The organism is Haloterrigena turkmenica DSM 5511, from assembly GCF_000025325.1.
Classification (GTDB): Archaea; Halobacteriota; Halobacteria; order Halobacteriales; family Natrialbaceae; genus Haloterrigena; species Haloterrigena turkmenica.
On record NC_013743.1, the window covers coordinates 106,062 to 132,747 of the forward strand.

Genomic DNA, 26,686 nt, shown 5'->3' on the forward strand with positions numbered 1-26,686 from the left:
ACGGCCCCGATCGTCCATCACGATTCTCGACAGGTAAGCACAGTTAGCCGGACTTTGCGCCAGTTCACACTGTTCGCGGGCGGTGATGGTCGCCGAGCGGTGGCGATCTCGACCGCGGGCCAGCGAGTAAGCTTCTTACAGCCGGCCGACACACACTCGCGTATGAGTACGATCTTCAGCCAGATCGTCGAGGGGGAGATCCCCGCTCGAGTCGTGTACGAAGACGAGACGACGATCGCCTTCCTCGACGCCAATCCCCTGGCGCCGGGGCACACGCTGGTCATCCCGAAAGACGAGTACGAGCGACTGAACGACGTCCCTGACGACGTCGCCGAGGACCTCTACGCGACGATCCACCGGCTGGTGCCCGCCGTCGAGGAGAGCGTCGACGCCGACGCCTCGACGGTCGCGTTCAACAACGGCGAGGAAGCCGGCCAAGAAGTGCCCCACGTCCACTGTCACATCGTCCCGCGGTTCGAGGGCGACGGCGGCGGCCCGATCCACGCCATGTTCGGCGGTCAGGCGGACATCGACGACGACCGACTCGACGAGATCGCCGACGAAATCGAGTCTCGAGCCTGAGACCGCGGTCCGGTCCGCGGGTTCTCGCTAGAGTGCCGACGGTGTCCGGCCCGCGGCGAGCGTGCCGTGACGCTTTTGTCACTCGCCCGTAACCCTGGCGTATGCTCGCCGATATCGCCGCCCAGTTCCGGGCCCACCCCGTCGCCACGACCCTCGAGGTGGGGAGCGTGGTCGTCTGTCTGTTCCTGTTTCTGGGGACGCTCGCGCTGTTCGCGACCGGGCTCCCGACGGGTCGGGGCGATCCGTGGCTCGTCCTCATCGGCGTCGGCGCGGTCTTCGTCGTCTTCTGGACCGCGCTGGTGCCGCTGTACGAGCGGTTCGTGTACGAGCCGTGAGTTAGCGGTCAGTGTCGCTGATCCGTACCCGGTGAATCTCACTCTCCTTCCACTCTGAACGACGGAACCGATGTGCAGTGGCGCGCGCTGTCGATCGTGACCGAGCGACTCGAGGTGCGACCGACGGGAGCACCTCGGATGCAAACGGGGAACGGTGTGACCCGTGAGCGACGCGAGGGGCGATCGGCGATACTGCGCGAGGGATGAGCGAACGAAGTGAGCGAATCGGCTGGGGAGGACGTGGAATTCCCTGTTGCCAGCGTAAGTGGCGTGTTCACTACTCACTCGAGGAGACCGATTATTGATTGGGTTTCACTTCAGAACCGAGTTCGAAACGACGCGCTCTGCTAATCGTGGCAGCTGGGGGGTGCCACACCCTCCCCAGCCGATTCGCTCGCTCGCTGGCTCACGGCTGTGCCGTTCGCCGTTCCGCGGCGCGAAGCGCCGCGCTCCGCTCCCTCACTCATCCCTCGCGCAGTGTCGAGCTGCGGTTCACCGCGGTACAGCGCGCGCCACCGCAGGTGACGAGACTTGCTCGTCTGTCGAGCGGTCGAACGCGCCGCTTCTCGGACGACGAAACGAAATCGTGCTCGAGACACTCAAAGCAGCGGGCCGATGAACAGATTCCCGTAGCCCAGCGCGACAAGCAGGCCGAGGAACGTCGGGACGAGAAACGGCGTGCCCGGCGAGATCCAGACCGTTTCGTTCGTCGCGAGCACCTCGAGGCCCTCCCGGAGTTCGGCGGGCCGGGTTCCGTAGGCCGAGCCGTCGATGTCCTCGAGGAAGGCCGCGGCGCCCCAGGGGTCGTCGTCGATCGATGTCTCGAAATCGTCGTCATCGAAGTCGGTCTCGAGCCCGTCTCCGTCGTCGGCGTCGGTCTCGAGTTCGCCGTCGTCCTCGAGCCTCGCTCCACCGTCGCTCCGAACCGTCGCAGTGACGGCGCCGTCGGTCGGGGGGTTGGGCTCGTCGGGCAGGGTCGTCGGATCGCGGTAGCGGTCGGGGTCGTCGCGGACGTCGGCCAGCGTCAGGCCGCGCCAGCGGAGGTACATCCGAAGGGCGTCAAGGTCGAGTCCGCCCCGAGAGGGGCCGTCGGGCGTCTCGAGGAGACGGCCGTGGGTCTCGGGGACCGCGTCCCACGAGACGGGCCAGCCGATGAACATGACGCCGGTAAACCGACCGGCGACGGCGTTGCGGACGGCGAGGAAGATCGGAGCGGCGAGGCCGATGAAGACGGTGTTGACCAGGACGGTAAACGCGAACGCCTCGACGGGCATGGTCGTCAGGGGGAACGTCTGCGAACCGATCGCGTACTCCGGGTAGACCGGGAAGAACAGGGCCAATACGAGCAAAGCCTTCGCGTCCGCGCCGCCGATCCCGCCGACCCACCAGAACAGGTAGGCGATGGGGACGACGAAGCCCAGGCTGACCGCCGTCGGCAGGAGGAAGTCGTAGGTCCAGGCGGTCCCGCCCGTCGTCCAGGCGAGCCAGCCGTCCCAGACGAGCAGGACGGCGCCGAGCAGCGAGAGGGGGATCCAGACGGCACTCGAGACGCGCCTGGTCTTGATGTCGCGGACGGCGACCCAGGCGAAGACGGGAACGGCGACGAGCCGCAGGAGATCGGGGGTCGTCGCGACGTCGGCGAGAGTCACAGATTCCCCTCTCGAAGCGGGGGAGTGTTATCCTTTCGGCTGCCCACCGGAGCCGTCGGACTCGAGATCGAGCCCGGGGCGGATCGATCTACGGACGCCAGACGGAAGCGGATGACGGCAGCCAAGCACGGGAGACACCGCCATCCATCGATGGCTCTCGAGGTACGGAGCGATCGGCCACACTAAAAATTCGGTTCGCAGGTGGTGCAACCTGCGTGTCTGCAACTCGGCCCGTTCGGGCCGACGACTGGCTTAGATGACGCGGTTCTGCAGGTAGTCGAGGTGCTTGGCGTTGTAAACGATCTTGACCTCGTCGGTCTCTGCGGAACCGATGCAGGTCAGTCGGACGTCCTTCTCCTCGACTTCCTCGTCCGAGAGGATCTGCTGCATGTCCATGTCGATCTCGCCCTCGAAGACGATGGCTGCGCAGTTCGCGCAGGCGCCTGCGCGGCACGAGAAGGGCCAGTCGTAGCCCTGGGCCTCGGCGGCCTCGAGGATGTACTCGCCCTCGGCGACGTCGAGGGTACCGTAGTCCTCATCGTCGAGGCCGGCGTCTGCGGCCTGCTCGAAGAGGTCGTCGTCGTCCATGTCCCAGCCCTGGTCGTCCAGTACTTCGTAGTTGAGGTATTCTACCGTGGGCATCACTCGGTGATTCACGTCCCGCACTGGTATAGCTTGCTGTTCAGTCCTAAATTGTCTTTGACGCGGGATTGGCAAGTTCGAAGGAAAGAATGTCAATATCTGTCGATCGACGGCCCGGAAACCGGGAGAGAAAAAGAAACGTTTCAACCAACTCTCCAAGTTCTCACATCGTTTGCCGCTTTCTATATATACTAGCACACTGGTGGCAGCGAACGACGAGCCGTCGGCGACTCAGATCGCCGCCGACGTGGCGTCGACTCGAGGCCCACCGTCGAAATGGAATCGAGATCGGTCGTCGAACGCCGCGGCTAAAAGCCGAATATCGGGACGAACCGGAACGTGATGAACGCGCCGACGGTCGAGATGAGCGGGACGACGTTCTGCATGAGGATGACGCGGGCGGTCGTCGAGGGGTCGAAGAGGTCAGACGCCTTCGGGATGTCTTCGGGCTCCTCCTCGCCGATGTCGGGCGACTGTTCGCCCTCCCGTTCGGCGGTGAGCGCGCCGACGGAGACCCGAGTCTCCTCGCCGCGGGCGGCGTCGGACAGCGTCGTCGTTCGCGTCGCGCGCCCCCAGCCCAGTCCGACGATGCTCATCGTCGCGATGACGACGAAACTCGCGGGGATGCCGATCGCGGAGAGGCCGACGACGATGGTCGAACTGATGACGGCGACGACGATCGCGGCCGTCAGCGGCAGGTTCGTGATGTCGTTACCGAGCGTGTCCAGCGTCCGACGGGCGATGGTGAAACAGCCGACGGCGACGGCCGCGGAGCCGATCAGGATCAGCGGCACCATGTCGACGTCGCCGGTGCCGTAGATCGGCGCGATCGCGTTGGCGATGTTGCTCGTGCCCGAGGAAAAGCCCATCAGGCAGCCGATGCCGACGACGACGAACGCGCCGGTGACCTCCCGCCGGTCGCCGTCGGCCCCGAACTGGAGCCGCGGTACGGCGCCCGATCGGTCGACCGAGATCATCGGCTCGCCGTCCGTACTCCCCTCGATGGCGACCCAGGCGTTGATCCGCGGGTAGAAGTACCGGCCGACGACACCGGCGACCCAGAAGCCGGTGATCGGCGCGACGATCCACCAGACGACGATCTCGCCCAGCACCGACCAGTCGAGTTCGCCGGTCGCCAGCCCGAGCGCGGCGATGGCGCCGACGGCGGTCATCGACGTCGAGGCCGGGACGCCGGCGTAGTTGCCGACGAACAGCGCGCCGCCGATGAAGAAGAGGACGGCGACGTTCGAGCGGAGCGTGAAGATCGAGGTGTCGGTGACGAGTTCCTCGCCGAGCGTGGTGACGACCTGCGGGCCGATAGTGTAGGCCCCGACGAAGAAGAAGATCGACATCAGGCCGGCGGCCATCACCTTCGTAATGACGTTCGCGCCGACGGCCGGACCGAACGCCGGTCCCGTCGTCGAGCCGCCGATGTTGTAGCCGACGAAGATCGCAGTGAGGATTCCGACGATAAGCAGCGGTTCCGCGTTCACGTCCTGTAGTCACGCGATCCGATACTAAAAACGCGCCCATTCGTCTCCGGGGTTGCGAGCGACAGCGGTCCGCGCGGATCCGCCGGTCTCGGGAGGTGTGATCGTCGACGGCGTTCGGCGACCGGTGTGTAGTCGCCGTACTGTCGGACCGACCGCGCCGCTCACCGGACGACCGTCACCGGGACCGGCGACCGACGAACCACCTTCTCCGCGACGTTACCGACGAACAGGCGGTCCGCCACGGACCCGCCGTGACTCCCGATGACGATCGTATCGTACTCGTCGGCCCGTTCGAGGATCGCCCGGACCGGATGTCCCAGCTCCACCGCCGTCTCGAGGGTCGCGTCACTGTCGGCCGCGTCGACGAGCTCGCGCGCGCGGTCGAACACCGCTTCCGCGTGGTCGTCGGCCATCTCCTCGAGGTCGTCGGCCAGCGCCAGTCCCGTCGCTTCGCCCCACAGCGCCGACGGTTCTCCGACGACGGTCAACACCGTGATTTCGGCGTCAGGATGGGCCTTGAGAGCGTACTCGAGGGCGTGTCCGCTCATCTCGGAGCCGTCCATCGGAACGAGAACGCGTGTGATCATACGTGCCCTCCCACGCCGACGGAAATAAGCGCAGGTGGTGACGGGTCGCTCGACACGACGCGGAGTTCCGACGCAGTCGACACGCTTGACGAGTTCGTAGGTCTATACGCGCGTGGGCGTCGCGATCGTCGTCGAATCAGATTCCGAAGATCGGAATGAACCGAAACGTGGCGTACGCGCCGAGCGTCGCGATCATCGGGACGACGTTCTGCATGAGGACGACGCGGGCCGTCGTCGCCGGATCGAAGAGGTCGGCCGCACTGGGGACCCGTTCGGGTTCCTCGTCGCCGATCGCCGGTAGCTCCTCGCCCTCCTCGTCGGCGGTCAGCGCGCCGACCGAGACCGGGGCCGACTCCTCGCCCCGGACGGCGTCGGACACCGTTATCGGACGCGTCGCCCGCCCCCAACCGAGACCGATGATACACATCGTCGCGATGATGACGAAACTCGCGGGAATGCCGATCGCGGAGAGGAAGATAACGAGCGAGGCGCTCACCGTCGCGGTGACGATCGCGGCCGTCAGCGGCAGTTCCGTGAGTTCGTTCCCCATCGTCTCGAGAGTGCGCCGTGCGATCGTGACCGTGCCGATCCCGACCGCGGCACAGCCGATGAGGATGGCGGGATTCATCTCGAGTTCGCCGCTACCGACGAGCGGAGCGACCGCGTTCGCGATGTTCGAAGTGCCGGAGGAGAAGGCCATCAGACAGCCGATGACGATCACCATCGCCACGCCCCCCAGCTCGCGCCGGTTCGTGGTCTCGGTCGGGACCGGAATCGGAACGCGGCGGGACCGATCGATCCGGTACAGGGGGCCCTCACTGCGCACCATCGCGACCCTGCGATTGAGCGACGAGTAGAAGTAACGGCCGATGATCAGCGAGACCCAGAATCCGATAAACGGAGAGACGATCCACCAGATAGCGATCTGCCCCATCACGACCCAGTTGAGTTCTCCGGCGGCGAGTCCGAGTCCGGCGATCGAACCGACGGCCGTCATCGACGTCGATGCGGGGACGCCGAAGAAGTTGCCGATGAACAGTGCGATGCCGATGAAAAAGAGGACACCGACGCTCGCCTCGAGCGTGAAGACGGCGGAGTCGTACACGAGATCACCGCCGAGGGTCTCGACGACGCGACGGCCGATCGTCCACGCGCCGACGAAGAAAAACACCGTCATCAGTACGCCAGCCATCGTCTTCGAGATGGCGTCGGCACCGACGGCCGGACCGAACGCCGGCCCCGTCGTTGCTCCGCCGATGTTGTAGCCCACGAAGACGGCCACGAGAATCCCCACGACCAGCAGCACGGACACCATACTGATATACGGCTTTCACGTCGATTCAGATATTCGTTGTGCCGTCGTGTACGACGCGAGAATCGACGGGTTGTCGGGTGCGGTGGCGCCCACGTCGGTAAACCGGTACGGCTGCGAGGATTACCGAGGCGTCTCTCCGGTCTCGTCCCCGCTGTCCACCGATTCGTCGGCGACCGTCTCCTCGAGGAGGTCTTCGATCTCGTCTTCGCGCGGACGACGGTCGATGCGCTCGTCGACGGTTTCGATCTGTCGCTGGACCGCATCGACCTGTTCGCCGATCGACTGTTCGACGGCCTCTTCGACCGTCTCTTCGACTTCCTGCGTCATCCACTCCGGATCGAAACGGGCCATCTTCCAGATGACGTGTAGTGCGTACGACACGAGAACGCCGAGCCCGAGCGCTAACCCGACCCGCGTTCCCTCGACGACGATTAGCACGACCGAGACGAAGATCAGTGCACCGTAGGCGAGATCGATGATCGCGTCGATACGGCGCGGATTCATCGGTCGGTCGGCCTCTTCAGCGTAGTCACGGGTCGATTTCGGACTCGATCCACACGGACGCTCATAACGTAGTGTCATTTCAGGGTAGCGTGTGAAATCACTTTGGGGGAACTGCATCACACGCCCCAGAAGAGAGCGATCCCGAGCACGGTCACCACCGAGAGCAGCAACTGCAGCGGCGCGCCGATCCGGGCGTAGTCGCTAAAGCGGTAGCCGCCGGGTCCGTAGACGAAGAGGTTCGTCTGGTAGCCGATCGGCCCCAGAAAGGCGGTGCTGGCGGCGAACGTCACGGCGAGGACGAACGCGAACGGGTTCGCACCGACGCCCGCCGCCGCGGCCGCCGCGACCGGGATCAGGAGGACGACGCTGGCGTTGTTGCTGATCACGTTCGTCAGTAGCGCCGTGAGCATGTAGAACAGCCAGAGGACCGCGATCGTCGGCAACACCTCTGCGACTTCGACGATCGCGAACGCGAGCAGCGCCGCCGCGCCGGACTGCTCGAGGGCGACCCCCAGCGGGATCACGCCGGCCAGCAGGAAGATGATGTCCCATTCGACGGCGTCGTACAGCTCGTTCGCGTCGAGGACATCGGTGACGACCATCGCGACGACGCCGGCGAGCGCGGTGATCAGGATCGGATAGATCTCGAGGGCCGCAATCGCGACGACCCCGATCATGATGGCGACGGCGACCGGCGCCTTATCGGCGCGGTACTCGGACCGTGGCGGTTCGCGGGCGACGATCACGCCGTCGCGCCGCGAGAGTCGATCCAGCATGTCGGGCGACGCCTGGATGAGCAGCGTGTCGCCGACGTCGAGCCGGCGGCCGACGATTCGATCGCCGACGAGCGCGCCGTGGCGCCGGAGGCCGAGGACGGCGGCGCCGAACTCCTCGCGAAACGACTCGGGCTCGAGGCGTTCGCCGATCAGTTGCGAGTCCAGCGCGACGACCAGTTCCGTGACGATCCCCGACTCGCCGTCGGGAGACAGCGTCGCGGTGGAGTCCGATCGACCGACGAGTTCGACGCCCTCGGCGTCCTCGAGAGTCGCGATCGCGTCCCGGTTCGTTCGAACGACGAGGACGTCGCCCTCCGCGAGGTGGGTGCTTCGGCGGGGAGCGACCGAGCGATCCGCGTCGCGGACGACCTGTACGACGTCGACCTCGGGGCCGAACCTGTCCGTCGCCTCGCCGACCGTCTCCCCCACAAGCGGCGACCCGGGGACCACCGCGACGTCGGCGATGTAGTCCCCGACGTCGTACTCCTCGAGGTAGTCCGCCCGCGGCGGGACGCGCTCGGGCAGGAGGTAGTGGCCGACGAAGATCAGGTAGAGCGAGCCGACGAGGGTCACGACGATCCCCAGTCGCGTGAACTCGAACATCGAGAACCGATGGAGTTCGGGGTACTCGGAACCGAGGCGGGCGCTGATGTCGCTCGCGAGGATGTTCGTCGAGGTACCGATGAGCGTGAGCATCCCGCCGATCTGCGAGGCGTAGGACAGCGGAATCAGCAGCTTCGAGGGCGAGGTGTTCCCGCGGTTGGCGACGTCGGTGACGACCGGCACTAGTAGGGCGACGACCGGCGTGTTGTTCAGGAAGCCGGAGACCGGGGCGGTCGCGGCGACGGTCGCGAATAGCTGCCTCCGGAGGCTGTCGCCCGCGAAGGCCGCCATCCGCCGTCCCAGTTCCTGGACGAGCCCCGTTCGGCTGATGCCGCCGCTCAAGATCAGCATCGCCAGCACCGTGATCGTCGCCTCGTTGGCGAACCCGGAGATGCCGGTCTCGGGATCGACCCCCGTCCACGGTTCTAAGACGACCAGAATCACGATCAGCAGGATCGCGGTCACGTCGATCGGCAGTCGTTCGGTGACGAACAACGCGAGGGCGACCGCGACGACACCGAAGACGACGAGAACGTCCGTCGTCAGTTCGGGCCGGGTCGCGAGGTCCTGTGCGAGCGCGACGGGAACCGACATCCAGATATCACAGCCCACGCCGTCCCGTGCCGTAATAGCTCGCCACGAGATCCGAACTGTAACGGCTCGAGACCCGTCATCCGCGCTGATACGCGTCGCTCGTCCGTCCGTCGCCGCCGCCCCCTCGCTCGAGTCTCCCCGCCGAGTCTCGACGGGGCCGTCGACGCCGCATCGTCGCCGGCACCGAAGTCGGTGGCTTTAGGCTCGCGCCCGGCCTGCGCCCTCGTATGAGCGCGTTTCCGGAGTTTCAGGTAATTCCCGCCGTCGACATGCAGGACGGCGAAGTCGTCCAGCTCGTCCAGGGCGAGCGCGGGACCGAAAAGACCTACGGCGACCCAGTCGACGCCGCCCGGCGATGGCTCGACGAGGGCGCCGAGGCGTTGCACCTCGTCGATCTGGACGGTGCCTTCGAGGGCCAACGGGCGAACGGCGACGCCATCGACGAGGTCCTCGAGACCGTCGACGTCCCGACGCAGTTAGGCGGGGGCATCCGCACCGCCGACGACGCCGTCGACCTGCTCGAGCGCGGCGTCGACCGGGTCATCCTCGGCACGGCGGCCGTCGAGAACCCCGACATCGTCGCCGAGATCAGCGAGCGCCACCCCGACAGCGTGGTCGTCAGCCTCGACGCGAAGGACGGCGAGGTCGTCGTCGAGGGCTGGACCGAGGGGGCCGGAATCTCGCCGGTCGACGCCGCCGAACGCTACGCGGAACTGGGGGCCGCGGCGATTCTGTTCACGAACGTCGACGTCGAGGGGAAACTCGAGGGTGTCGCCGCCGAACCCGTCCGCGAACTGGTCGAGGCGACAGACGTTCCGGTCATCGCGAGCGGCGGCGTCGCGACGCTCGAGGACGTGCGGGCGCTCGAGGACGCCGGCGCGGCCGCGGTCGTGGTCGGAAGCGCGCTGTACGAGGGGAAGTTCACGCTCGCGGAGGCGCAGTCTGCCATCGACAGTAGCTGAATCAGTGCTGGAGTCGATCCGTCGTGCAGAGATCGATGGCCTTGCTTTCAACGGCTTCCCGAAGATTCGAGCGTGCTGCTCGTTCTTCTCCTCGTTCGCTGTTCCGAGGTGCTCACTCCGTTCGCACCTCGCCTCGCTCGGCTAGCCGACAGCGTTGCAGGTAGTAACGGTCGGGAGCACGGCTCGAGCAACGCGAGAGCCGTGCGACCCGGGGGAGGGCAGGCGACCACCCGTTCTGACCGCGAGCGAGGCCGTCGGCCGAGCAAGCGGGCCGACGACCGATGTGGAGAGCGCGGCGCTACGCGCCGCGACCGAGCGAACGGCGGAGCGGAGCGTCGATGGTCCGATCGGCTGATCGGTGCGTGACCCCGGTGTTCACACTGGAACGAATGCTATTGCCCGTAGCCGTGGCCGACGTAGAGGGCGCAGACGTTGACGGCGAGGAGGAGGAGGAACGTAACGGTGATCTGGGGATCGCCCAGTCCCTGTGCGAGCAGCGGGAGATGGACGAACGGGAGGGCGATCGCGACCCAGAACGAGAGGAACTGTGTCGGGCCTTTGACTGAGCGGACGAGCCTGCGGAGGCGCTGCTCGTGTTGTCGGTCCGATTCAGGGCCGGACGGACCGATCGATTCGTTCGAGAGCGGGGAGGGGTTTGACATCGATTCGGGTCACCTCTTCGTACACACGACATTCTCCCCTCTCATCATATAACGGACTGAATATTGTCGTCATTTCGCTTCGTTTTACCCCCGATAACGAGTCAATACCATATTTCGAAACTCGATTAGAATCGATTAGATATTTCATAAAAGTACTAGAGGGGGTAACTCGATCCGAAGCGGTTTTCGGCTACCGAGCGGTCGAGAGTGAACTGTAGGTGACAGTATCGATATATAGACACTATCGGTACCGGCTCGCTCGACGGGGGCCGATCGAGCGCAATTCCCTTGTACCGGCGGTGCGATCGAAGCGACATGAGCGAGCGAACGGCGACCCGAACGCGGGAGACGGCCGAGACGTCGATCGAACTCGAGCTCGCGATCGATGGAGACGGCGAGGCCGACGTCGACACCGGAATCGGTTTCTTCGATCACATGCTGACGTCGTTCGCCAAACACGGCCTGTTCGACCTAACCGTCGACTGCGACGGTGACCTCGAGGTCGACGACCACCACACCGTCGAGGACGTCGCGATCGTCCTCGGAGAGGCGTTCGACGAGGCGCTGGGCGATCGCTCGGGGATCGTCCGCTACGCCGACCGGAAGGTGCCCTTGGACGAGGCCGTCGCCGGCGCCGTCGTCGACGTCAGCGGACGGCCCCGCTTCTACTTCGACGGAGCGTTCTCGCAGGCCCAAATCGGCGACTTCACGAGCGATATGGCCCGCCACTTCGGCGAGTCGCTGGCGATGAACGCCGGCCTGACCGTCCACCTCGAGGTTGTCTCCGGCGAGAACGCCCACCACGAGGTCGAGGCGCTGTTCAAGGCGCTCGCGCGGACGCTCGACGACGCGACGCGATTCGACGAGCACCGCGAGGGGACCCCGAGCACGAAGGGGACGCTCTAGGCCTCGGGTCGCCGCAGTTCGCCGCGCGTCTCGACGAACTCGTCCCGGTCGATCGCGTGATCGATGATCGCGTCGACCTCGTGGGACTCGAGGTCGTAGGCGCCGGCGGCGAGACTTTCGACGGCGCTGCGTTGCAGGGGAAACTCGCGGTTTCGCAGCAGCCGAAGCACCTTGCCGTACGCGGCCGGCGGCTGACTCGACTCGTCTCGATCGGCCGACGCGCTGGTCTCCGCGTCGCTCGAGCGCTCGTCGTCCGACTCGGTTGTGTCGTCGGTTTCCTCCTGGGTTGTAGACTCCGTTTCCGACGTGTCCGACTCCCCATTCGCGGGCTCGGATCGCTCGAAGGTGATCCCGTCCTCGAGAAGCGAGTTAGAATCGATTGCCGCATCACCGCCGGCGTCGGTGCCGCGGTCGTCGGGCTCGGCAGCTTCGGCGGCGTCGGTTTCGGCGGCGTCCTCACCGGTGGCGTCGCTCTCGCCGGTGGCGTCGCTCTCGCCGGTACTCGCGTCCGACACCGTCGCGTTGGGACTCGAGGCCCGCGATCGCTTCGGGGTCGACTCGTCGGCCGACGCGACGACGGTTCCGCTCTCGCTCGTGGATTCGCCAGCGCGGGCGTCGTCGTCGCTCTCGTCGTCGGAGCGCTGGTCGCTCCCGTCCTCGTCCTCAGCGGCTGCTGCCGACGACTCGCCGTCGGCGCCGGCGCGGGCGAGCAGCGGTTCGATGAGGGTCTGCAGATGGTTCTTGCAGTCGGCACAGAGGACGACGCGTCGCTGTTCGGCCTCGGTCGGCTCGAGTTCGGGCGGGACGATTTCGAAGGCCCCGGCGGCGTCGCCGCCACAGAAGTCACAGCGTCGGAGTTCGCGCATGGTGTGGCGTTTTCCCCGGACCGTCAAAAATCGCCCGTCAGACGCGGCGTCTCCTCGTTGGCGTCGATCACTGGGCCTTATACGCCGGCCGCCGTATACCCGGCAACGAATGTTCGACGAGATCATGGAGAAGTTCGAGGGCTCGCCCAGCCAACAGGCGGTGATTCGCTTGCTACTGGAGCGAGGGTTCTCGGTCAACGACGACGGCCGCGTCGTCTCCGGGGGGATCGAGATTCCGAACACGGGTATCGCTCGCGAGATCGGCGTCGATCGGCGCGTCGTCGACTCGACGACCGACGTCATCCTCAAGGATCCCGAACTGCGCCGTATCTTCCAGAACATCTCGCAGGTGCCGAGCCTGATGGACCTGGCGCCGGTGCTCGACCTGACGGTACTGACGGTCACGCCCGACGACGCCGATCAGAAGGGAATCGTCGCGGGGATCACCGGGCTCTTGGCCGAACACGATATCTCGATCCGCCAGACCATCAGCGAGGATCCGGAGTTCACCGACGAGCCACAGCTCTACCTGATCACCGATCAGGAGTTGCCGGGTAACGTCATCACCGAAATTCGGGACCTCGAGTTCGTCCGCAAGATCGAACTCCAGTGACGGCCGGTCAGTCGTCACCGTCGGTCGACACCGTATCGACGTGATCGTCTAACACCGACTTGGTCGCCGTCGTCAGTTCCTTGAACCGGTCCATCGACATACTGTCGGTCGTCACCCAGACGCCGTGGGGTCCCCGGATCACCCGCGAGAGGTAGCCGTTTTCGAACATTCGGACCGTCGCCTGGTACTCGCCGAGTTGGGTGTTGCGGTAGGCCGACTGGGAGCGAAAGCCGAGCCGCTCGTGATCGGCGAACCCGACGAGGTCGGCTGTCCGCTCGAGGTCCGAGCGGAGGTAGATCTGCTCGACCTCGTCCTCGGTGAAGTAGGTGATGCTCCGCAGTTCGTCGCCGACGGCGGTTCGACTGACGCTGAGCAGTTCCTCCGCGAGCGTCCGGTCGATGGTTTCGGTCTCGAGCTCGGTTTCGTCGTTCATACCCGCATTCACCACAGCGGGGAACAAGAGCGTACTGAACGTAGGAAATTTGATAATTCGGCCGGACGAACGGACCGACGCGCTCTTTTCGCTACCGGGCGTACCGTCGAGCATCGTGCGAGGGGAGTCGCCGTGAGTCGATCGTACCGGACCGTCGCCAAGGCGGCGACCGCCGACTTCGTCGTGCAGGGCTCGGAGTTCATCGGCCGCGTTCGACCGGTCGACTCCGTCGACGCCGCCGAGTCGTTCGTCGACGCCGTCAGCGAGGAGTACGCCGACGCCACCCACAACGTCCCCGCTTACCGGGTGCGAGTCGGCGACGAGAGCGGCGAAAACGGCGGGAGGACCGAGGACGCCGCGGGAACGGGCCACTTTCTTCGGGAGTACTCGAGTGACGACGGCGAACCCTCCGGCTCGGCGGGGAAGCCGGCGCTGAACGTCCTCACCCAACAGGAAATCGAGAACTGCGCGGTCGTCGTCACGCGCTACTACGGCGGGACGAACCTCGGCGTCGGTGGCCTCGTCCGGGCTTACTCGCGGGCGGTCAAGGAGGCCGTCGAGGCGGCCGGCGTCATCGAGGAGCGACCGCACGAAACCGTCTCGATCACCGTCGAATACGACGATTCCGGGACGGTCCGCGGGATTCTCGAGAGCGAGGGCTACGAGTTCGAGGCCGACTACCAGGCGGATGTCTCGTTCGACGTTCGAGTCCCCCTCGAGGAGGCCGACGCGTTCCGGGATCGACTGCGGAGTGCGACGAGCGGGCGGGCGGACCTCGAGTGAGCCCTCGCCGTCGTGCCTGCGGCCGACTCGTTCGCCCTGAACTCTCGACGGCGAAGGCCCGGAGCGCAGCGAATCCGACTGACGGGCCCCGAGCCGCCGGCGGACGCGGCCGCGTTCGAGTGTGCCATCAGTTCTCCCTCGAGACACCAACCGAAAACAGCTCCACCGATGATCCGTCGCTCGCCGTCTCTGATCGGAGTTAGGCGTTGCCCGCTGTGGGCGCGGCGGGGTCCGACTGTTCGTCAGGCAGCCGAGAATAGTTGCGATACGACAGCGAGGCGAGGATCGCGAGGCCGAGGAGCCGCAGAGAGACGGTCACCCACAAGCCGGTCAGTCCGATCGACAGCCCGGCCAGTGCGAGCGCTCCTTCGACGACGAGAAGCGGGATCTCGGGAACCATCAGCAGGATCGACGCCACGGCGTACAGGGCGCGCCGGGTCGAGTCGACCGCCGAGTACTGGTAGCCGATGATGGTGACGCCGAGCGCGTACACCCCGACGAACATCCCGATAACGGGGACGATGACTTCGGGGAGGAAGAAGCCGACATCGGCGACGTCGCTCCAGCCGATGAGCCCCCACTCGCCGTCGACTTTCCGCGCGAGGACGATCCCCGGCGAGAACACGAAGGCGAAGGGGACGAGGATCTTGTTCAGCGAGAGGAGGAACGCGATGCTCGCGGTCTTGAGCTCGTCGGCCTTGGCGACCCCCGCGCCTGCGAAGGCGGCGACGGCGACCGGCGGCGTGACGTCAGCCATCAGGCCGAAGTAGAGGACGAAGAGGTGCGCCGCAACCAGCCAAACGCCCATGTCCTCGATCGGGCCGCCGAGCATCGCGATCAGGATGATGTACATGGCCGTCGTGGGCATCCCCATCCCGAAGATGATCGACGCGAGTCCCGTCAGAACGAGCAGCATCAGCATCGAGCCCCCGCTGACGGTGTTGATGAGCGCCGCGAGGTTCGGGCCGAGCCCGGAGACGCTGATGACTCCCGGGACGACGCCCGCGGCCGCGACGGCGACGACGACCGTCGTCGCGGTACGCGCGCCCGAGTCCATCGATTTCAGGATGAACGCCCCGAACCGGTAGCCGGTGTTCCGAGCGAGCGCGGGGCGATCGATCGACGCCGCGGTCGCGGTCGCGGCGTCGTCGACCGCTTCGTCGAGTTCGAGCAACGGCGCGTCACCTCGCGGACGAGCGAGCATGACCGCGAGACTGACGAGGATCGCGATGAGGCCGAGATCCGCGGCCGCGGCGACCGCCGCGTCGCGAATCGAGTACGCCGCGCTCGCCGACTCGAGGCCGAGTGCAACCTGAATCGCGTCGCCGAGACCGACGCCGTAACTCGCCAAGGCGGCGGCCTGGGCGAGGTAGAGCGCGGCAATCGAACCCAGCAGCGGGAGGCGCGTCCGCTCGTTGTACGCGGCGACGACCGCGATCAGCGCGGTGATGGTGACGATCGTGTACCAGCCCGCGCGGTTGATCGAGAACCGAGCGATGACCAGGAAGTAGACCAGCAGAACGAGCGGGATGAGGTAGAACCAGCCGGTGCGGATCGCCGCCGAGACGTCGGGGAGTTCCGCACGCGGGATGCCGCCGATTCCGCCTTTGACGGCCTCGAAGTGGACCATCACCCACATGCCGAAGAAGAACGCGAACGCGGGGATCGTGGCCGCGATAATGATGTTCGAGTACGGCTCACCGATGAGTTGGACCATGAGGAACGCGACGGCGCCCATGACCGGCGGGAGGATCTGCCCGCCGGACGACGCCGACGACTCCACCGCGCCGGAGAACTCGGGCGAGTAGCCCGACCGCTTCATCAGCGGAATCGTAAAGGCGCCCGTCGTCACCGTGTTCGCGATCGACGAGCCGCTGAGCATACCCATGAACCCGCTCGAGACGACGCTCGCCTTCGCCGGGCCGCCCTTTCTGGTGCCGGTCATCGAGTAGGCGAGATCGATGAACCACTTGCCGGCACCGCTCATCTCGAGGAACGCGCCGAAGAGGATGAAGATGTAGATAAACCGGACGCTGACGCTGACGGGCGTGCTGAACACCCCCGCCTCGACCGTGTACCAGAGGTTGTAGACGATGTTGTCCCACTCGATGACCTGAATCGCCAGCGCGCCGATCGGCGAGTCGCTGGGGATCATGTAGCCCCAGCGGGCGTAGACGATAAACGACGCGACCAGCCCCATGAGGACGACGCCGAGCGTTCGTCTGGTCGCCTCGAGCACCAGCAGGATGCCGACGATTCCGAGGAGGTACGCGACGGGGAAGTCGACCGGAAGTCCCATGGACGCGAGCGGCACCACGAGCGGCTCGAGCCACGGATACAGCTCGTGGATCGCACTGGCGTTTTCGAGGCCGATGATCGGGAGCGACCGGATCTCGTCGAACTCGGTGGTGATGTAGTAGGCCGGCCAGAGTGCGAGGGCGATCATCGCGACGTCCAGCGGCGTAATTCGGTCCCGTGACGGATCGACGACGGCCCAGCGGACGCCGTCCCCGAGTCGAGTGATCGCCCTCGAGACGGCGTGGTCGGCGCCCAAGCGGTCGCGGACAGCTGGCGGGATCCGACCGAGCTGCTGCGCGACGAACCCGTCGCCTTCGCTTGCCGGAAACAGCAGAAAGGCGAGCACCAGCGCGAACGTGACGTGGATCGCGTTGACCTGTAACTGTTGTAGCGAGATAATCTGGAACTCACCGATCACGGGCAGCGTTCCACCGAACTGGCGCCCACGGGCGGCGATCCACATCTGGAACGCCGAGAAGCTGATTCCGATCAGGGCGACGAGAACGGCCGCGGGTCCTCGAAGCGTCCGCCGCCGCTCGATTTCCTCAAGTACCTCGTCTGTCTGTTCGTCCGAAACCGTGTCCGTACCGCTCGTATCTATACTCATACCAGTAGTTTCCCTGACCGCACGTCGCTCTCGCTTCGGTCGTCGACGGCCGAACCGATCCCGCGAAGGGCCGTCAGACGGTCACCGATGGTGCCGTCGACCTCGAGGACGACGGAACCGTTCGACTGCTCGACGAGGTCGTACCGTTCGCCGTCGACGATGAGTTCGTGGCCGGCGATCGAGCCGGGAGAGACCACGATCTCCTCGTGGGAGCCCTCGCCCGCGACGACGAACCCCTCGTCGGTCCGCTCGATCGGTTCGTCGGACGGCAGTCCCGCACCGTGGGAGTGAAACACCATTCGATCCGCGCGCAGTTCGGTTCCGTCGACGACGTAGACGTCCTGAACGGGGGTCTTCTCGACGCTGTGCGTATACGAAAGGATCACCTCGTCTCCCTCGTCGACGGGGACCTCGAGCAGCGGCTCGCCCGAGTCGGCGTCTGCGACGACGAGCGTGCGTTCGGTCGCTCCCGACGCGACGACCGCTCCGGTCGCGACGAAAACAACGAGGATGGAGACGACGACGGCGCTAACGTACCATCTAGTCGATCGTTCCATGAGTGGGAATCGAGGGCTGGAGATCCTCACCGAGCGTCAGTTGAAGTACGCCTCGGCGCCGGCGTGCAAGTCGATCGGCATCCCGTCCTGGGCCGAGTCGGCGTCGATGAAGTCCGACTTCGTGCCGATCTCGTCGGTGTTGTCGAAGATCGCCGTCGTCACCCCTTCGACGGTCTCCTCGTCGACGCCCTCGTGGGTGGCGATCATCGCCTGGACGGAGACGGTATCGACGTCGTCGTCGACGCCGTCGTAGGTTCCGCCGGGGATGGTGTCCTCGGCGAACCACTCGGCGTCGGCCATGATGTCTTCGCGCAGGTCGCCCGAGATCTCGACCAGTTCGATGTCTTGGTTGGTCGCGAGGTTCTCGACGGAGCCGACCGGCCAGCCACCGACGGTAAACGCCGCGTCGACGTCGCCGTCCTGTACCTGATCGGCCGCCGTTCCGAAGTCGGCGTTCTGTTCGTCGAAGTCGTCCTCGCTGATGCCGGCTGTCTCGAGGATCTGCAGGGCGTTGACCTGCGTCCCGCTCCCGGTGTCACCGGTGTTGACCGAGGCGCCTTCGAGGTCTTCGAGACTGTCGATTCCCGAGTCGGCCTGCGTGATAACGTGGATCGTCTCGGGGTACAGCGTCGCGACGCCACGGATGTTCTCCATCGCGTTGCCCTCGAGTTCCTCGATCCCGGTGCCGTTGACCGCGAAGTAGGCGATGTCGTTCTGAATCAGCGCGAACTCGGCGTCTTCGCTGTTGAGGCTGCTGACGTTCTCGACGCTCGCACCGGTCGACTGAACCTGCAGAGAGTAGTCCGTCTGGTCTTCGACGATCGTCTTGAACTCGCCCGAAAGCGGATAGTACGTTCCGTCGGTGCCGCCCGAGTGCCACGCGAGCTGGTTCTCATTCCCCTCGCCGGAACAGCCCGCGAGAGCGGCGATACCGGTCCCACCGATGCCTGCAATGAATGTCCGTCTATTAATATTCTGGTTCATACTGTTAGCGATTCCGTCGAAGCTATTTATACATTTTTGATTGTCAATCATCTCTCCGAAACAGTCAAATAATATGTTGTGGAAGTCATTGTTTGGTGTCTACATTTTCATTCATCTCTCATTTGGCGTGAATACCTCGGCTATGGAAACGGAGACTCGGCGAGTAAGTTCGGTTGGGACAGGTCGCGCCCGTCAACGACCTCGATCGTGTCCGTCTCAAGAAGAGCGATGTCATCCGGGACCGCCTCCGGTGCGCAACGAGCGGGTGAAGCCGTCTTCGAGTGGATCGTCGCTGTCGTCGTCACCGCTCGGCCGATGTCTCCAGCCAGCGGTCGACAGCCTCGAGGACGGCGTCGGGGTCCTCGAGTTCGTCGCGGTCGAACCGGACGTCGCGCAGGCCGCGGTCGAGGACGAGCTCGCCCTCGCGCAGGCGGGTGTGTCCGATCTCGCGCCACGGGACGAACGTCTTCGTGTACGGGCGCCGTTTAACGAGCCCGTTCTCGTAGAGGCGGATCTCGCAGCGGTCGCGACCCGGACCGAACGACCACCGACCCTCGACGAGACAGCTCGTGACCCAGAAGACGGCGATCGCCAGCCAGAGAAGGCCCTGCACCGGGGCCCCGGTGACGGCGGTACCGATTCCGATGACGAGCCACATCCCGGCGAGCAGGGCGTCGACGACCGGGGCGCCGGGCGGAGTCCACTGCCACGTTTCCGCGGGCTCGCCGGGGGCGACCGCGTCGACGTACCGGTTCCCGGCCAGTTGCGAGAGGACGTAGCCCGAGGCGAAGACCGTGATCACCGCCCAGAGCGCGACGACGTCGACGGCCGCCTCGAGCGGAGCGAACCAGACGACGACGAACGGTACGGTCGGGACGACGACCGCCGCTCGTCGGCCGAGCGTGCGGCCGAGGCGGACGGGAAGCCGCGGATCCGCGGTCGCCAGCGCCAGCCCGCCGACGAGGCCGCCGGCGAACCCGGTCGCGTAGACGCCGGGGAGGGGACCCGGGACGAACGCGGTCAGGGCGGCCGCGACCGAGGCGACGCCGGCGAGGAGGGCGCCGGCATAGACGGCGACGGCGAGCCGAAAGCGCCCGTCGGACGGCCCGTCGCCATCGTCGAGCGCGACTCGCTCGGTCGAGTTTCGCGTTGTCATACTCGAGAGACGACGGCGAACTGACAAAACGATACCGGACCCGATGGCGCCGACGGTCGGTCGACTCGCCAATCGACGACGGACGACGTCGATCGGCGCGCGAGGGGCATGAACGCGGCCACGACTGCCTGCCGCCTCGCCGAGCTATATGGGCCGGCGGGTACGACCTCGAGTATGAACAGGATCGAGGCGGTCGACTACCACGAGATCACCCACGTCGAGGAGCCGCGGCTCTCGCCGAGCGACGAGCGGGTGGCGTTCGTCCGTCGGACGCCCGCCGCCGACGAATCGTACGCGGCGTCGATCTACACCGTCCCCGTCGGCGGCGACGAGGCCGCGCAGTTCACCGCGAGTGACGGCGTCGATTCCCAGCCCCGCTGGAGCCCCGACGGCGATCGACTCGCCTTCGCCAGCACCCGTGGCGAGGGCGACCGCGAGCAGGTCTGGCTCGTCCCGACCGACGGCGGCGAAGCGCGCCGGCTCACGTCGGTCGTCGGCGGGATCGACGACCTCGAGTGGAGTCCGAACGGCTCCAGACTACTCTTCTCCCAGCGCGTCGCGCCCGAGGATCGCGAGGCCGGTCGGGATCGCACGGTCGACCCCGACTACGAGCGCGAGACCCCCGATCCGCGGGTGATCGACCGCACGATCTACCGGGCCGGAACCGAATACATCGACGGCCGGCGGCGCCACGTCTACGTCCTCGAGGTCGAGGCCGCGCTCTCGAGGGACCCGGAGGACAATCCGGACGGAACGGCGATCACCCGCCTCACCGACGAGGACGGGCCGGCCGACGTGCCCGTCGACTACGTCTCTCCGACGTGGGGCGACGACGAGACGATCTACTACGCGGCCAAGGCCGCCGCGGCCGGCGAGGATCCCGACGACACGCTGGCCTACGACCTGTACGAACACGGGACGGACTCCGGCGAGATTGAGGCGTTCACGCAAACCACGGGCTGGCTCGAGTCCGGATCGATCGACGCCACCGCGGACGGTCGCGTCGCCTTCGAGTTCACGCCCGAGGACCGAACTTCGATGCGCCAGACCGAGATCCGCGTACACGACCGCGAGACTGGCGAGGAGCGGACGCCGACGGAACCGCTCGATCGGACCGTGGGCCACCGCTGTGGCTTCGAGTGGGCGCCCGACGGCGAGACGCTGTACGTCACGACGCCCGACGAGGGCTCGCGCGTCTGCTGGTCGGTGCCCGGCGACGCGAGCGAAGACCCGACGCGAGTCTACGGCGACGGCGTCACGATCGCGGACTTTTCGGTCGGCGAGAACGCCGTCGCCTACGTCTACAGCGAGTGGGACCACCCCGGCGATGTCTTCGTGACGACCCGTGGCGGCAACGAGGTCCACCGGCTGACTCGAGTGAACGACGATTACCTCGCGGATCGCGCGGTTCGTCAACCCGAAGAAGTGTGGTTCAAGACCGACGACGGGACGGAGAGTCAGGGCTGGCTGCTGACGCCCCCCGAGTTCGACGCCGACGCGTCGCCGGGTGAGCGGTACCCCCTCGTCGTCGAGGTTCACGGCGGTCCCCACGCCCACTGGACGACCGCGGGGACGATGTGGCACGAGTTCCAGACGCTCGCGGCGCGAGGGTACGTCGTCTTCTGGTGCAACCCGCGAGGTTCGACGGGGTACGGCGAGGACCGCGCGATAGCCATCGAGGGCGACTGGGGCGAGATCACGCTGACGGACGTGCTCGCCGGCGTCGAGACGGTCTGCGAGCGTGACTTCGTGGACGACGGCGAGGTGTTCGTCACCGGCGGCAGCTTCGGCGGGTTCATGACCGCGTGGGCGGTCGCCCACAGCGACCGCTTCGAGGCGGCGGTCTCCCAGCGAGGCGTCTACGATCTCACCGGATTCTACGGCTCGAGCGACGCGTTCACACTCGTCGAAGACGATTTCGGGACGACGCCCTGGGACGACCCCGACTTCCTGTGGAACCAGTCGCCCGTCGCCCACGTCGCCGACGTCGACGCGCCCACGCTCGTGTTGCACTCCGATCAGGACTACCGGACGCCCGCCAACACGGCCGAACTGTTCGTCCGCGGACTGCAGAAACACGGCGTCGAGACGCGGCTGGTCAGGTATCCTCGCGAGGGCCACGAACTCTCCCGGTCGGGCGAACCCGCCCACGTCGTCGATCGACTCGAGCGCATCGCCCGCTGGTTCGACGGCTACTCAGCGTATCACGAGTCTTCACCGGCGCTCGAGCGCGACCGTGACGCCGGGCTCTCGAGCGGGGACGAAGACGGCGACCGGAACGAGGAGTGAGGCCCGCGGCGTTGCGACGCGACCTCCGGCGATCGGAGCAGCGTTTCGTCTGGACCCGCGACCGTCGAACTACCCGAAAACGACCGTTCGGGCCGATTCGACCGGAAACGAAGGGGTTCGGTTCGCGGTCGACGACGCCGTCGCGCAGATCACAGCATCCCGATCGCCCGCGGTGCAAGGAAATCCCTACGGGCGTCTCGCCCGTTCGTCCGCGTATGGATCGAAACGTCGGCGGCTTCGATCGCGTGCTGCGGATCGCCCTCGGCGCGGCGCTGCTGGTGATCGGCTACCGAAACCGGGATCGGATGGCCGGCACGCTCGCGTTCGTCGCCGGCAGCGATATCTTCGCGACCGCGATTATTCGGCGGTGTCCGGTCAACGCCGCCCTCGGGATCGATACCTGTTCGGCCGAGTAGGTGACAGGACTCGAGCGCTGCGAACCGCGGCGAACCGCTACGCGTCGGGTTCGTAGGGCACGGCGTCGTCGCTGACCGGCGGCGCGCCGACGGCGACGACCTCGACCGTTTCCGTGGCGTCGGCCGGGTTGTACGCCCGATGGGCCGACTCGGGCTGGGCCGTGAAGACGTCTCCCTCGGGGACCTCGAGTTCGCCCTCGGGCGTCTCGACGTGGAGCGTCCCGGAGAGGACGACGAACGCCTCCTCCTGCCGTTCGTGGTAGTGGTAGGCCAGCGGCAACTGTTCGCCCGGCTCCGCGCGGAAGCGGTTGATCGCGACGTTCTCGAGGCCGGCCGCGTCGCTCACGCGGCGCAGATCGCAGGGGCGGTCCTCGACGGACTCGAGGTCGTCCGGATCGATAACGGAGTACTCCATACGGAGCGATTACGGCTCGCTCACAAAAAGTCGACGGCGGCCGGCGGCGGGTCGGCGACGGACGGTTACGTGGTGCGGAACGCTCGGTCGCCCGCGTCGCCCAGCCCGGGCACGATGAAGCCGTCGTCGTCGAGGCGGTCGTCGATCGAGACCGTCAGCAGGTCGGTCTCGGGGAACGCGTCGCCGACGCGGAGCAGCCCCTCCGGCGCGGAGACCGCCGAGAGGACGATCAGGTTCTCCGGCTCCGGCGAGTTCTCGATGACGTGTTCCAAGACGGTACACATCGTGCTCCCGGTCGCGAGCATCGGGTCCGCGATGATCACGGTGTCCTCCTCGGTGATCTCGGGGAGTTTCACGTAGTCGACGCTGATGGGGAACGAGCCGTCCTCCTCTCGGCCGGCCTCCTCGTCGCGGCTCGCGCTGATGACGCCCTGTCGAGCGCGGGGGAAGGCCTTCAACAGCCCCTCGACGAACGGCGTCGCCGCGCGCAGGACGTTGATGATCACGACGTCGTCCAGCCCGCGGACGCGCTCGCCCATGGTCTGCTCGAGGGGCGTCTCGATCTCGACGTACTCGGTTTCCATCCGGCCGTCGATAATTTCGTAGCCGCAGATTCGGCCGAGTTTCACGAGGCCCTTCCGGAAGCTGACCTGCTCGGTTTCGACGTCGCGGAGCCGCGATAGCGTGTCCTTCGCCAGTGCGTGCGTGACGAGATAGGCGTTTTCCCGGTCTTCGATCGTCATACCCGTACAGCCTGTCGCCGGATAGTTCACGTTGTCGATCAGCCGCGGCCGAGGCGGAATCCACCATGGTTCCGGCTGTCGTCCCGCAAATCGCCGTCCGACGGCAAGTTCCAATCCGCGATTACTCGAGCGCGCCCGACCGGTTTCGGTCGTTATCGACCGCTGGGATCGCGAAAGCTCGCCGTTTGTCGCCGCAAACTGACGAAACGGTAGAACCGGTTTAATCGACGGATCGGCGTAGCCGCTGGCGCACTCGAGGTGCACTCGTCGTGACCCATCACTCGGATCAGCACCAGCACGACCGAACCGGAGAACAGTACGGCCAACAGCCCGAGGCGAGGGGACCGAGGACACAAACGGGACTCGGAATGAGCGACCAGCCGCAGTTCGGCGGCTCGTCCGAACGGTTCGAAACGGGCGGTCAGCAGGGCGGCCAGCGGATGAGCAACAACCAGTCCGAGATGCAGGGCACACCGCAGTCCTCGCCGACGCGGGGAACGCAGTCGTCGCAAGCGATGCGGCCGATGCAGGAACCGCAGTCCACACGGGGCATGCAAGGCGGTTCGCAGGCCACCTTCTTCGAGGATCACATGACCGACGAACTGTGGATCGCCCTCGAGGACTTCGGCGAACTCTCGCACGTCGCCGCCTGGTGTGCCACGCGGTGTGCGAGCGGCGAGCCGGAGCTCGGGCGCTGCGCCCGGATCTGCCAGGATATCGCCGAGATCGCGGCGCTCAACGAGCTGCTGATCGCCCGCGACTCGATGTTCGGGCCGGAACTGGCGGACGCGTTCCTGCGGGTCGCCGACGAGGGACTGCCGACGCTCCGGCAGTTCCAGGGGCGCCACTCGCACGTCCTCGAGACGGTGGCGACGATCGAGCGGACGATGAACTCCTGTGAGAGCCTCCTCCGGCAGGTCGGTGAGGACTCTCGGGGACGTCAGGGGTCCGGAACCGGCGCCGGATCGACCGAGTCTCGAGGAATGCAGGGGATGTCCGAACAGGGCCAGTACGGCCAGGGAATGAGCGGCCAGTCGACGGGCGGCTTCGAGATGACCGGACAGCAATACTGATCGCGATGGCGGCCAGTATTGCGCAGCAACGAAGTTTATACCGATCCGTCCCCTACGACCGGGGCAACCGAATGGAAGAGAGTATCTCGGGCTTCAAGGTTCGCGGTGACTGGGGCGACGTCGTCGAGCACGGCGAGCGCATCACCCGCGCGCTCCGGGACGCCGGCGTCCACGACCCCGACGGAGCCGACGACACCCGCTTCGTCGACGCCTTCGAGGAGTGGCAAGAGTGGCGGCCCAAGGCCCACGAGACCCTCGATACCGACGTCAGCGAGAAGACGGCCGATCAGGCCAGCGTCGAGGAAGGAAAGGGCGAAAAGGCCGGCAAGGATCCCGACGAGGACATCAAGACCGCCGGCGAGAAGCTCTCGGAGTCCTACGAGCGACTCGAGGACGACGACGCCGAGGGCGCGGTCGGCAACTGGCGGGAGTCGATCGACTACGTCGCGCGCGCGGCCGACTCGGCGAGTCGCAAGGCGCTCCGTCGCGTCGAGGACACGGTCTACCAGAACGTGATGACCCAACTGGCGCCGTACTACTTCGACAACGAACTGATCAGCGCCAACATCCAGCAGTCGACGCGCAACGGCGACAACGGCGAGCAGTTCGTCTTCGAGGTCAACGTCAACGACGACGTCCTCAAAGACGACGTTTCCGACCTGCTGGCCGAGTACGAGGACTCGGTCGACCGCTGGCACGTCGGCGTCGAGAAGGACACCGACGCGGCCGAGGCCATCGAAGGGGCCGAGCCACCACCGGAGCCGGACGACGACTCGCGGTCGACGACGAACTGACGGGGCGACTCGGGGGACCTATGCGGTCTTCGTCGCCGCGTCCTCGCCCGCGCCCTGTTGGCGCCCCTCGGCCCGTCCCAGACCGGGGACCGCGACGCGGCGCTCGACGCGGCTCATGACGTTCGTCGCCGAGAGGACGAGTCCGATATAGACCAGCCCGAGCAGGACGTAGATCGGCGTGTACTCGAACGTCGACGACGCGATGTCGCTGGCGCGGTAGTACAGCTCCGGCACCGTGATGAAACCCGCCAGCGAGGAGTACTTGATCAGGTAGACGAGTTCGTTCGTCCACGCCGGAATCCCGTAGCGCAGCGTCTGGGGCAGGACGACGTGGCGGATTCCCTCGAGTTTCGAGAGGCCGATGGCCCGCGCGGCCGTCAACTGGCCCTCGTCGACGCTCTCGAGGGCGCCGCGGATGTACTCGGCCTGGTAGGCCGAGCCGTTGATGGTGAAGCCGACGATGGCGATCCAGAAGGCGTACTCGGGAACGAATCCCCGGCCGATGAGGTCGACGTCGCTGAGCCGGACCGACAGGTAGGGCGTGTAGTAGAGCACGAACAACTGGGCCAGCAGTGGCGTCCCGCGGATCAGTTCTGTGTAGGCCAGCGCGAACCACCGGAACGGCCCGCCGTAGACGCGCACCACGGCGACCGGAACGGCGATGACGAGCCCGAGCGCGATGCTGGCGATCGTCAGAACGATGGTGTACCACGCGCCCGCGGCCAGCGCGGGCGCGATCTCGATCCCCAGCGCGATGCCGTTCAGCAGGCTCGCGAGCCAGTCCATCGGCACGGCGATCGGACCGACCACCGCCACCGTGTCGTCGAATATCGCCGCCGCCGACTCGATGGGGGCGACCGAGACGAACTGCTCGCCGGCGCCCGGACCGACGCCCAGTCGGCTGATCACCCAGTCGTAGAGCCAGCGCGTGAGCAGCCACCCCCAGAAGATGACGCCGACGACGACCGCGAGACTGCGGTCGACGTCGCCGATCGTGCCGCGGAGTCGCTCGAGGCCGAACGCCTTCGACGCGCTCATCGAGCGGTCGC

The 26,686-nt window shown here is 66.4% G+C and carries 27 protein-coding genes; 10 read left to right on the forward strand and 17 right to left on the reverse strand.

What is annotated here, in order from left to right:
• Positions 1 to 162: 162 nt before the first annotated feature.
• Positions 163 to 582, forward strand: coding sequence for an HIT family protein (locus HTUR_RS00480; RefSeq protein ID WP_012941329.1), 420 nt, complete (start codon positions 163 to 165; stop codon positions 580 to 582).
• 101 nt (positions 583 to 683) lie between these two features.
• Complete coding sequence (locus tag HTUR_RS00485) at positions 684 to 917, forward strand: hypothetical protein (RefSeq protein WP_012941330.1); 234 nt, start codon at positions 684 to 686, stop codon at positions 915 to 917.
• Between the two features lie 599 nt (positions 918 to 1,516).
• Here the strand turns inward: HTUR_RS00485 and HTUR_RS00490 are convergent.
• The 7 genes from HTUR_RS00490 to HTUR_RS00520 form a co-directional block, all read right to left on the reverse strand.
• Positions 1,517 to 2,566, reverse strand: a complete 1,050-nt coding sequence (locus HTUR_RS00490; protein WP_012941331.1) for an A24 family peptidase — start codon at positions 2,564 to 2,566, stop codon at positions 1,517 to 1,519.
• Between the two features lie 252 nt (positions 2,567 to 2,818).
• Positions 2,819 to 3,208, reverse strand: a complete 390-nt coding sequence (gene fer, locus HTUR_RS00495) for a ferredoxin Fer (RefSeq protein WP_012941332.1) — start codon at positions 3,206 to 3,208, stop codon at positions 2,819 to 2,821.
• A 308-nt stretch (positions 3,209 to 3,516) separates the two neighbouring features.
• A complete protein-coding gene (locus tag HTUR_RS00500; RefSeq protein WP_012941333.1) occupies positions 3,517 to 4,701 on the reverse strand; it encodes an inorganic phosphate transporter in 1,185 nt (394 codons plus the stop codon).
• Positions 4,702 to 4,862: 161 nt separating this feature from the next.
• Positions 4,863 to 5,288, reverse strand: a complete 426-nt coding sequence (locus tag HTUR_RS00505) for a universal stress protein (protein WP_012941334.1) — start codon at positions 5,286 to 5,288, stop codon at positions 4,863 to 4,865.
• 136 nt (positions 5,289 to 5,424) lie between these two features.
• Positions 5,425 to 6,603 (reverse strand): inorganic phosphate transporter, encoded by a 1,179-nt coding sequence (locus tag HTUR_RS00510; protein ID WP_012941335.1) that lies wholly within the window; start codon positions 6,601 to 6,603, stop codon positions 5,425 to 5,427.
• 120 nt (positions 6,604 to 6,723) lie between these two features.
• Positions 6,724 to 7,107, reverse strand: coding sequence for a hypothetical protein (locus tag HTUR_RS00515; protein WP_012941336.1), 384 nt, complete (start codon positions 7,105 to 7,107; stop codon positions 6,724 to 6,726).
• Between the two features lie 116 nt (positions 7,108 to 7,223).
• A complete protein-coding gene (locus tag HTUR_RS00520) occupies positions 7,224 to 9,080 on the reverse strand; it encodes an SLC13 family permease (protein ID WP_012941337.1) in 1,857 nt (618 codons plus the stop codon).
• Between the two features lie 227 nt (positions 9,081 to 9,307).
• Here HTUR_RS00520 and hisA point away from each other — a divergent pair, with 227 nt between their 5' ends.
• Positions 9,308 to 10,042 carry a 1-(5-phosphoribosyl)-5-[(5-phosphoribosylamino)methylideneamino]imidazole-4-carboxamide isomerase gene (hisA, locus tag HTUR_RS00525; RefSeq protein ID WP_012941338.1) on the forward strand — a complete coding sequence of 245 codons (735 nt, stop codon included), beginning with the start codon at positions 9,308 to 9,310 and terminating at the stop codon, positions 10,040 to 10,042.
• 392 nt (positions 10,043 to 10,434) lie between these two features.
• Here the strand turns inward: hisA and HTUR_RS00530 are convergent, their stop codons facing one another.
• Positions 10,435 to 10,704: a hypothetical protein gene (locus tag HTUR_RS00530; RefSeq protein ID WP_012941339.1), complete on the reverse strand. Its 270-nt coding sequence runs from the start codon at positions 10,702 to 10,704 to the stop codon at positions 10,435 to 10,437.
• Positions 10,705 to 11,019: 315 nt separating this feature from the next.
• Between HTUR_RS00530 and hisB the strand changes: the two genes are divergently transcribed.
• The gene (hisB, locus tag HTUR_RS00535; RefSeq protein WP_012941340.1) at positions 11,020 to 11,610 is read left to right on the forward strand and encodes an imidazoleglycerol-phosphate dehydratase HisB; all 591 of its coding nucleotides are present in this window, start codon (positions 11,020 to 11,022) and stop codon (positions 11,608 to 11,610) included.
• Here hisB and HTUR_RS00540 read toward each other — a convergent pair.
• Positions 11,607 to 12,476 (reverse strand): hypothetical protein, encoded by an 870-nt coding sequence (locus HTUR_RS00540; protein ID WP_012941341.1) that lies wholly within the window; start codon positions 12,474 to 12,476, stop codon positions 11,607 to 11,609. The two genes, hisB and HTUR_RS00540, sit on opposite strands and share 4 nt — an antisense overlap.
• A gap of 109 nt (positions 12,477 to 12,585) precedes the next feature.
• Between HTUR_RS00540 and HTUR_RS00545 the strand changes: the two genes are divergently transcribed.
• Complete coding sequence (locus HTUR_RS00545) at positions 12,586 to 13,089, forward strand: amino acid-binding protein (protein WP_012941342.1); 504 nt, start codon at positions 12,586 to 12,588, stop codon at positions 13,087 to 13,089.
• Between the two features lie 7 nt (positions 13,090 to 13,096).
• Here the strand turns inward: HTUR_RS00545 and HTUR_RS00550 are convergent, their stop codons facing one another.
• Positions 13,097 to 13,522, reverse strand: a complete 426-nt coding sequence (locus HTUR_RS00550; RefSeq protein ID WP_012941343.1) for a DUF7522 family protein — start codon at positions 13,520 to 13,522, stop codon at positions 13,097 to 13,099.
• A gap of 132 nt (positions 13,523 to 13,654) precedes the next feature.
• Between HTUR_RS00550 and HTUR_RS00555 the strand changes: the two genes are divergently transcribed.
• Positions 13,655 to 14,305, forward strand: coding sequence for an IMPACT family protein (locus HTUR_RS00555; RefSeq protein WP_012941344.1), 651 nt, complete (start codon positions 13,655 to 13,657; stop codon positions 14,303 to 14,305).
• Between the two features lie 199 nt (positions 14,306 to 14,504).
• On the opposite strand, the gene HTUR_RS00560 is transcribed toward HTUR_RS00555, so the two are convergent.
• The 4 genes from HTUR_RS00560 to HTUR_RS00575 form a co-directional block, all read right to left on the reverse strand.
• Entirely contained in the window at positions 14,505 to 17,210 is a 2,706-nt protein-coding gene (locus tag HTUR_RS00560) for a TRAP transporter permease (RefSeq protein ID WP_012941345.1), read from the reverse strand.
• Positions 17,207 to 17,767 (reverse strand): DUF1850 domain-containing protein, encoded by a 561-nt coding sequence (locus HTUR_RS00565; protein WP_012941346.1) that lies wholly within the window; start codon positions 17,765 to 17,767, stop codon positions 17,207 to 17,209. Before HTUR_RS00565 ends, HTUR_RS00560 begins: the two co-directional genes overlap by 4 nt.
• A gap of 36 nt (positions 17,768 to 17,803) precedes the next feature.
• Positions 17,804 to 18,751, reverse strand: a complete 948-nt coding sequence (locus tag HTUR_RS00570) for a TAXI family TRAP transporter solute-binding subunit (RefSeq protein WP_049941555.1) — start codon at positions 18,749 to 18,751, stop codon at positions 17,804 to 17,806.
• A 301-nt stretch (positions 18,752 to 19,052) separates the two neighbouring features.
• Positions 19,053 to 19,907, reverse strand: a complete 855-nt coding sequence (locus HTUR_RS00575) for a hypothetical protein (RefSeq protein ID WP_012941348.1) — start codon at positions 19,905 to 19,907, stop codon at positions 19,053 to 19,055.
• A 174-nt stretch (positions 19,908 to 20,081) separates the two neighbouring features.
• On the opposite strand from HTUR_RS00575, the gene HTUR_RS00580 reads away from it, so the two are divergent.
• Both HTUR_RS00580 and HTUR_RS00585 read left to right on the forward strand, forming a co-directional pair.
• Positions 20,082 to 22,196, forward strand: coding sequence for a S9 family peptidase (locus HTUR_RS00580; RefSeq protein WP_049941556.1), 2,115 nt, complete (start codon positions 20,082 to 20,084; stop codon positions 22,194 to 22,196).
• A gap of 215 nt (positions 22,197 to 22,411) precedes the next feature.
• Complete coding sequence (locus tag HTUR_RS00585) at positions 22,412 to 22,612, forward strand: YgaP family membrane protein (RefSeq protein WP_012941350.1); 201 nt, start codon at positions 22,412 to 22,414, stop codon at positions 22,610 to 22,612.
• A 37-nt stretch (positions 22,613 to 22,649) separates the two neighbouring features.
• On the opposite strand, the gene HTUR_RS00590 is transcribed toward HTUR_RS00585, so the two are convergent.
• On the reverse strand, positions 22,650 to 23,027 hold the full coding sequence (locus HTUR_RS00590) for a cupin domain-containing protein (protein WP_012941351.1): 378 nt from the start codon (positions 23,025 to 23,027) through the stop codon (positions 22,650 to 22,652).
• 65 nt (positions 23,028 to 23,092) lie between these two features.
• A complete protein-coding gene (gene upp, locus HTUR_RS00595; RefSeq protein WP_012941352.1) occupies positions 23,093 to 23,770 on the reverse strand; it encodes a uracil phosphoribosyltransferase in 678 nt (225 codons plus the stop codon).
• A 269-nt stretch (positions 23,771 to 24,039) separates the two neighbouring features.
• On the opposite strand from upp, the gene HTUR_RS28530 reads away from it, so the two are divergent.
• Together HTUR_RS28530 and HTUR_RS00605 are read left to right on the forward strand one after the other, a co-directional pair.
• Entirely contained in the window at positions 24,040 to 24,843 is an 804-nt protein-coding gene (locus tag HTUR_RS28530) for a hypothetical protein (protein ID WP_318842634.1), read from the forward strand.
• A gap of 71 nt (positions 24,844 to 24,914) precedes the next feature.
• Positions 24,915 to 25,637 carry a DUF5828 family protein gene (locus HTUR_RS00605; RefSeq protein ID WP_049941557.1) on the forward strand — a complete coding sequence of 241 codons (723 nt, stop codon included), beginning with the start codon at positions 24,915 to 24,917 and terminating at the stop codon, positions 25,635 to 25,637.
• An 18-nt stretch (positions 25,638 to 25,655) separates the two neighbouring features.
• On the opposite strand, the gene HTUR_RS00610 is transcribed toward HTUR_RS00605, so the two are convergent.
• Positions 25,656 to 26,675, reverse strand: coding sequence for an amino acid ABC transporter permease (locus HTUR_RS00610; protein WP_012941355.1), 1,020 nt, complete (start codon positions 26,673 to 26,675; stop codon positions 25,656 to 25,658).
• Positions 26,676 to 26,686: the final 11 nt, after the last annotated feature.

Bases quoted from the DNA above. Each gene is read 5' to 3' on its own strand.
- HTUR_RS00530 (WP_012941339.1), bottom strand. From the start codon at position 10,704: ATGTCAAACCCCTCCCCGCTCTCGAACGAATCGATCGGTCCGTCCGGC.
- HTUR_RS00580 (WP_049941556.1), top strand. From the start codon at position 20,082: ATGAACAGGATCGAGGCGGTCGACTACCACGAGATCACCCACGTCGAG.
- fer (WP_012941332.1), bottom strand. From the start codon at position 3,208: ATGCCCACGGTAGAATACCTCAACTACGAAGTACTGGACGACCAGGGC.
- upp (WP_012941352.1), bottom strand. From the start codon at position 23,770: ATGACGATCGAAGACCGGGAAAACGCCTATCTCGTCACGCACGCACTG.
- HTUR_RS00545 (WP_012941342.1), top strand. From the start codon at position 12,586: ATGTTCGACGAGATCATGGAGAAGTTCGAGGGCTCGCCCAGCCAACAG.
- HTUR_RS00560 (WP_012941345.1), bottom strand. From the start codon at position 17,210: ATGAGTATAGATACGAGCGGTACGGACACGGTTTCGGACGAACAGACA.
- HTUR_RS00510 (WP_012941335.1), bottom strand. From the start codon at position 6,603: ATGGTGTCCGTGCTGCTGGTCGTGGGGATTCTCGTGGCCGTCTTCGTG.
- HTUR_RS00610 (WP_012941355.1), bottom strand. From the start codon at position 26,675: ATGAGCGCGTCGAAGGCGTTCGGCCTCGAGCGACTCCGCGGCACGATC.
- HTUR_RS00575 (WP_012941348.1), bottom strand. From the start codon at position 19,907: ATGACAACGCGAAACTCGACCGAGCGAGTCGCGCTCGACGATGGCGAC.
- HTUR_RS00480 (WP_012941329.1), top strand. From the start codon at position 163: ATGAGTACGATCTTCAGCCAGATCGTCGAGGGGGAGATCCCCGCTCGA.
- HTUR_RS00540 (WP_012941341.1), bottom strand. From the start codon at position 12,476: ATGCGCGAACTCCGACGCTGTGACTTCTGTGGCGGCGACGCCGCCGGG.
- HTUR_RS00585 (WP_012941350.1), top strand. From the start codon at position 22,412: ATGGATCGAAACGTCGGCGGCTTCGATCGCGTGCTGCGGATCGCCCTC.
- HTUR_RS00505 (WP_012941334.1), bottom strand. From the start codon at position 5,288: ATGATCACACGCGTTCTCGTTCCGATGGACGGCTCCGAGATGAGCGGA.
- HTUR_RS00550 (WP_012941343.1), bottom strand. From the start codon at position 13,522: ATGAACGACGAAACCGAGCTCGAGACCGAAACCATCGACCGGACGCTC.
- HTUR_RS00485 (WP_012941330.1), top strand. From the start codon at position 684: ATGCTCGCCGATATCGCCGCCCAGTTCCGGGCCCACCCCGTCGCCACG.
- HTUR_RS00605 (WP_049941557.1), top strand. From the start codon at position 24,915: ATGGAAGAGAGTATCTCGGGCTTCAAGGTTCGCGGTGACTGGGGCGAC.
- hisB (WP_012941340.1), top strand. From the start codon at position 11,020: ATGAGCGAGCGAACGGCGACCCGAACGCGGGAGACGGCCGAGACGTCG.
- HTUR_RS00570 (WP_049941555.1), bottom strand. From the start codon at position 18,751: ATGAACCAGAATATTAATAGACGGACATTCATTGCAGGCATCGGTGGG.
- HTUR_RS00520 (WP_012941337.1), bottom strand. From the start codon at position 9,080: ATGTCGGTTCCCGTCGCGCTCGCACAGGACCTCGCGACCCGGCCCGAA.
- HTUR_RS00565 (WP_012941346.1), bottom strand. From the start codon at position 17,767: ATGGAACGATCGACTAGATGGTACGTTAGCGCCGTCGTCGTCTCCATC.
- HTUR_RS00590 (WP_012941351.1), bottom strand. From the start codon at position 23,027: ATGGAGTACTCCGTTATCGATCCGGACGACCTCGAGTCCGTCGAGGAC.
- hisA (WP_012941338.1), top strand. From the start codon at position 9,308: ATGAGCGCGTTTCCGGAGTTTCAGGTAATTCCCGCCGTCGACATGCAG.
- HTUR_RS00515 (WP_012941336.1), bottom strand. From the start codon at position 7,107: ATGAATCCGCGCCGTATCGACGCGATCATCGATCTCGCCTACGGTGCA.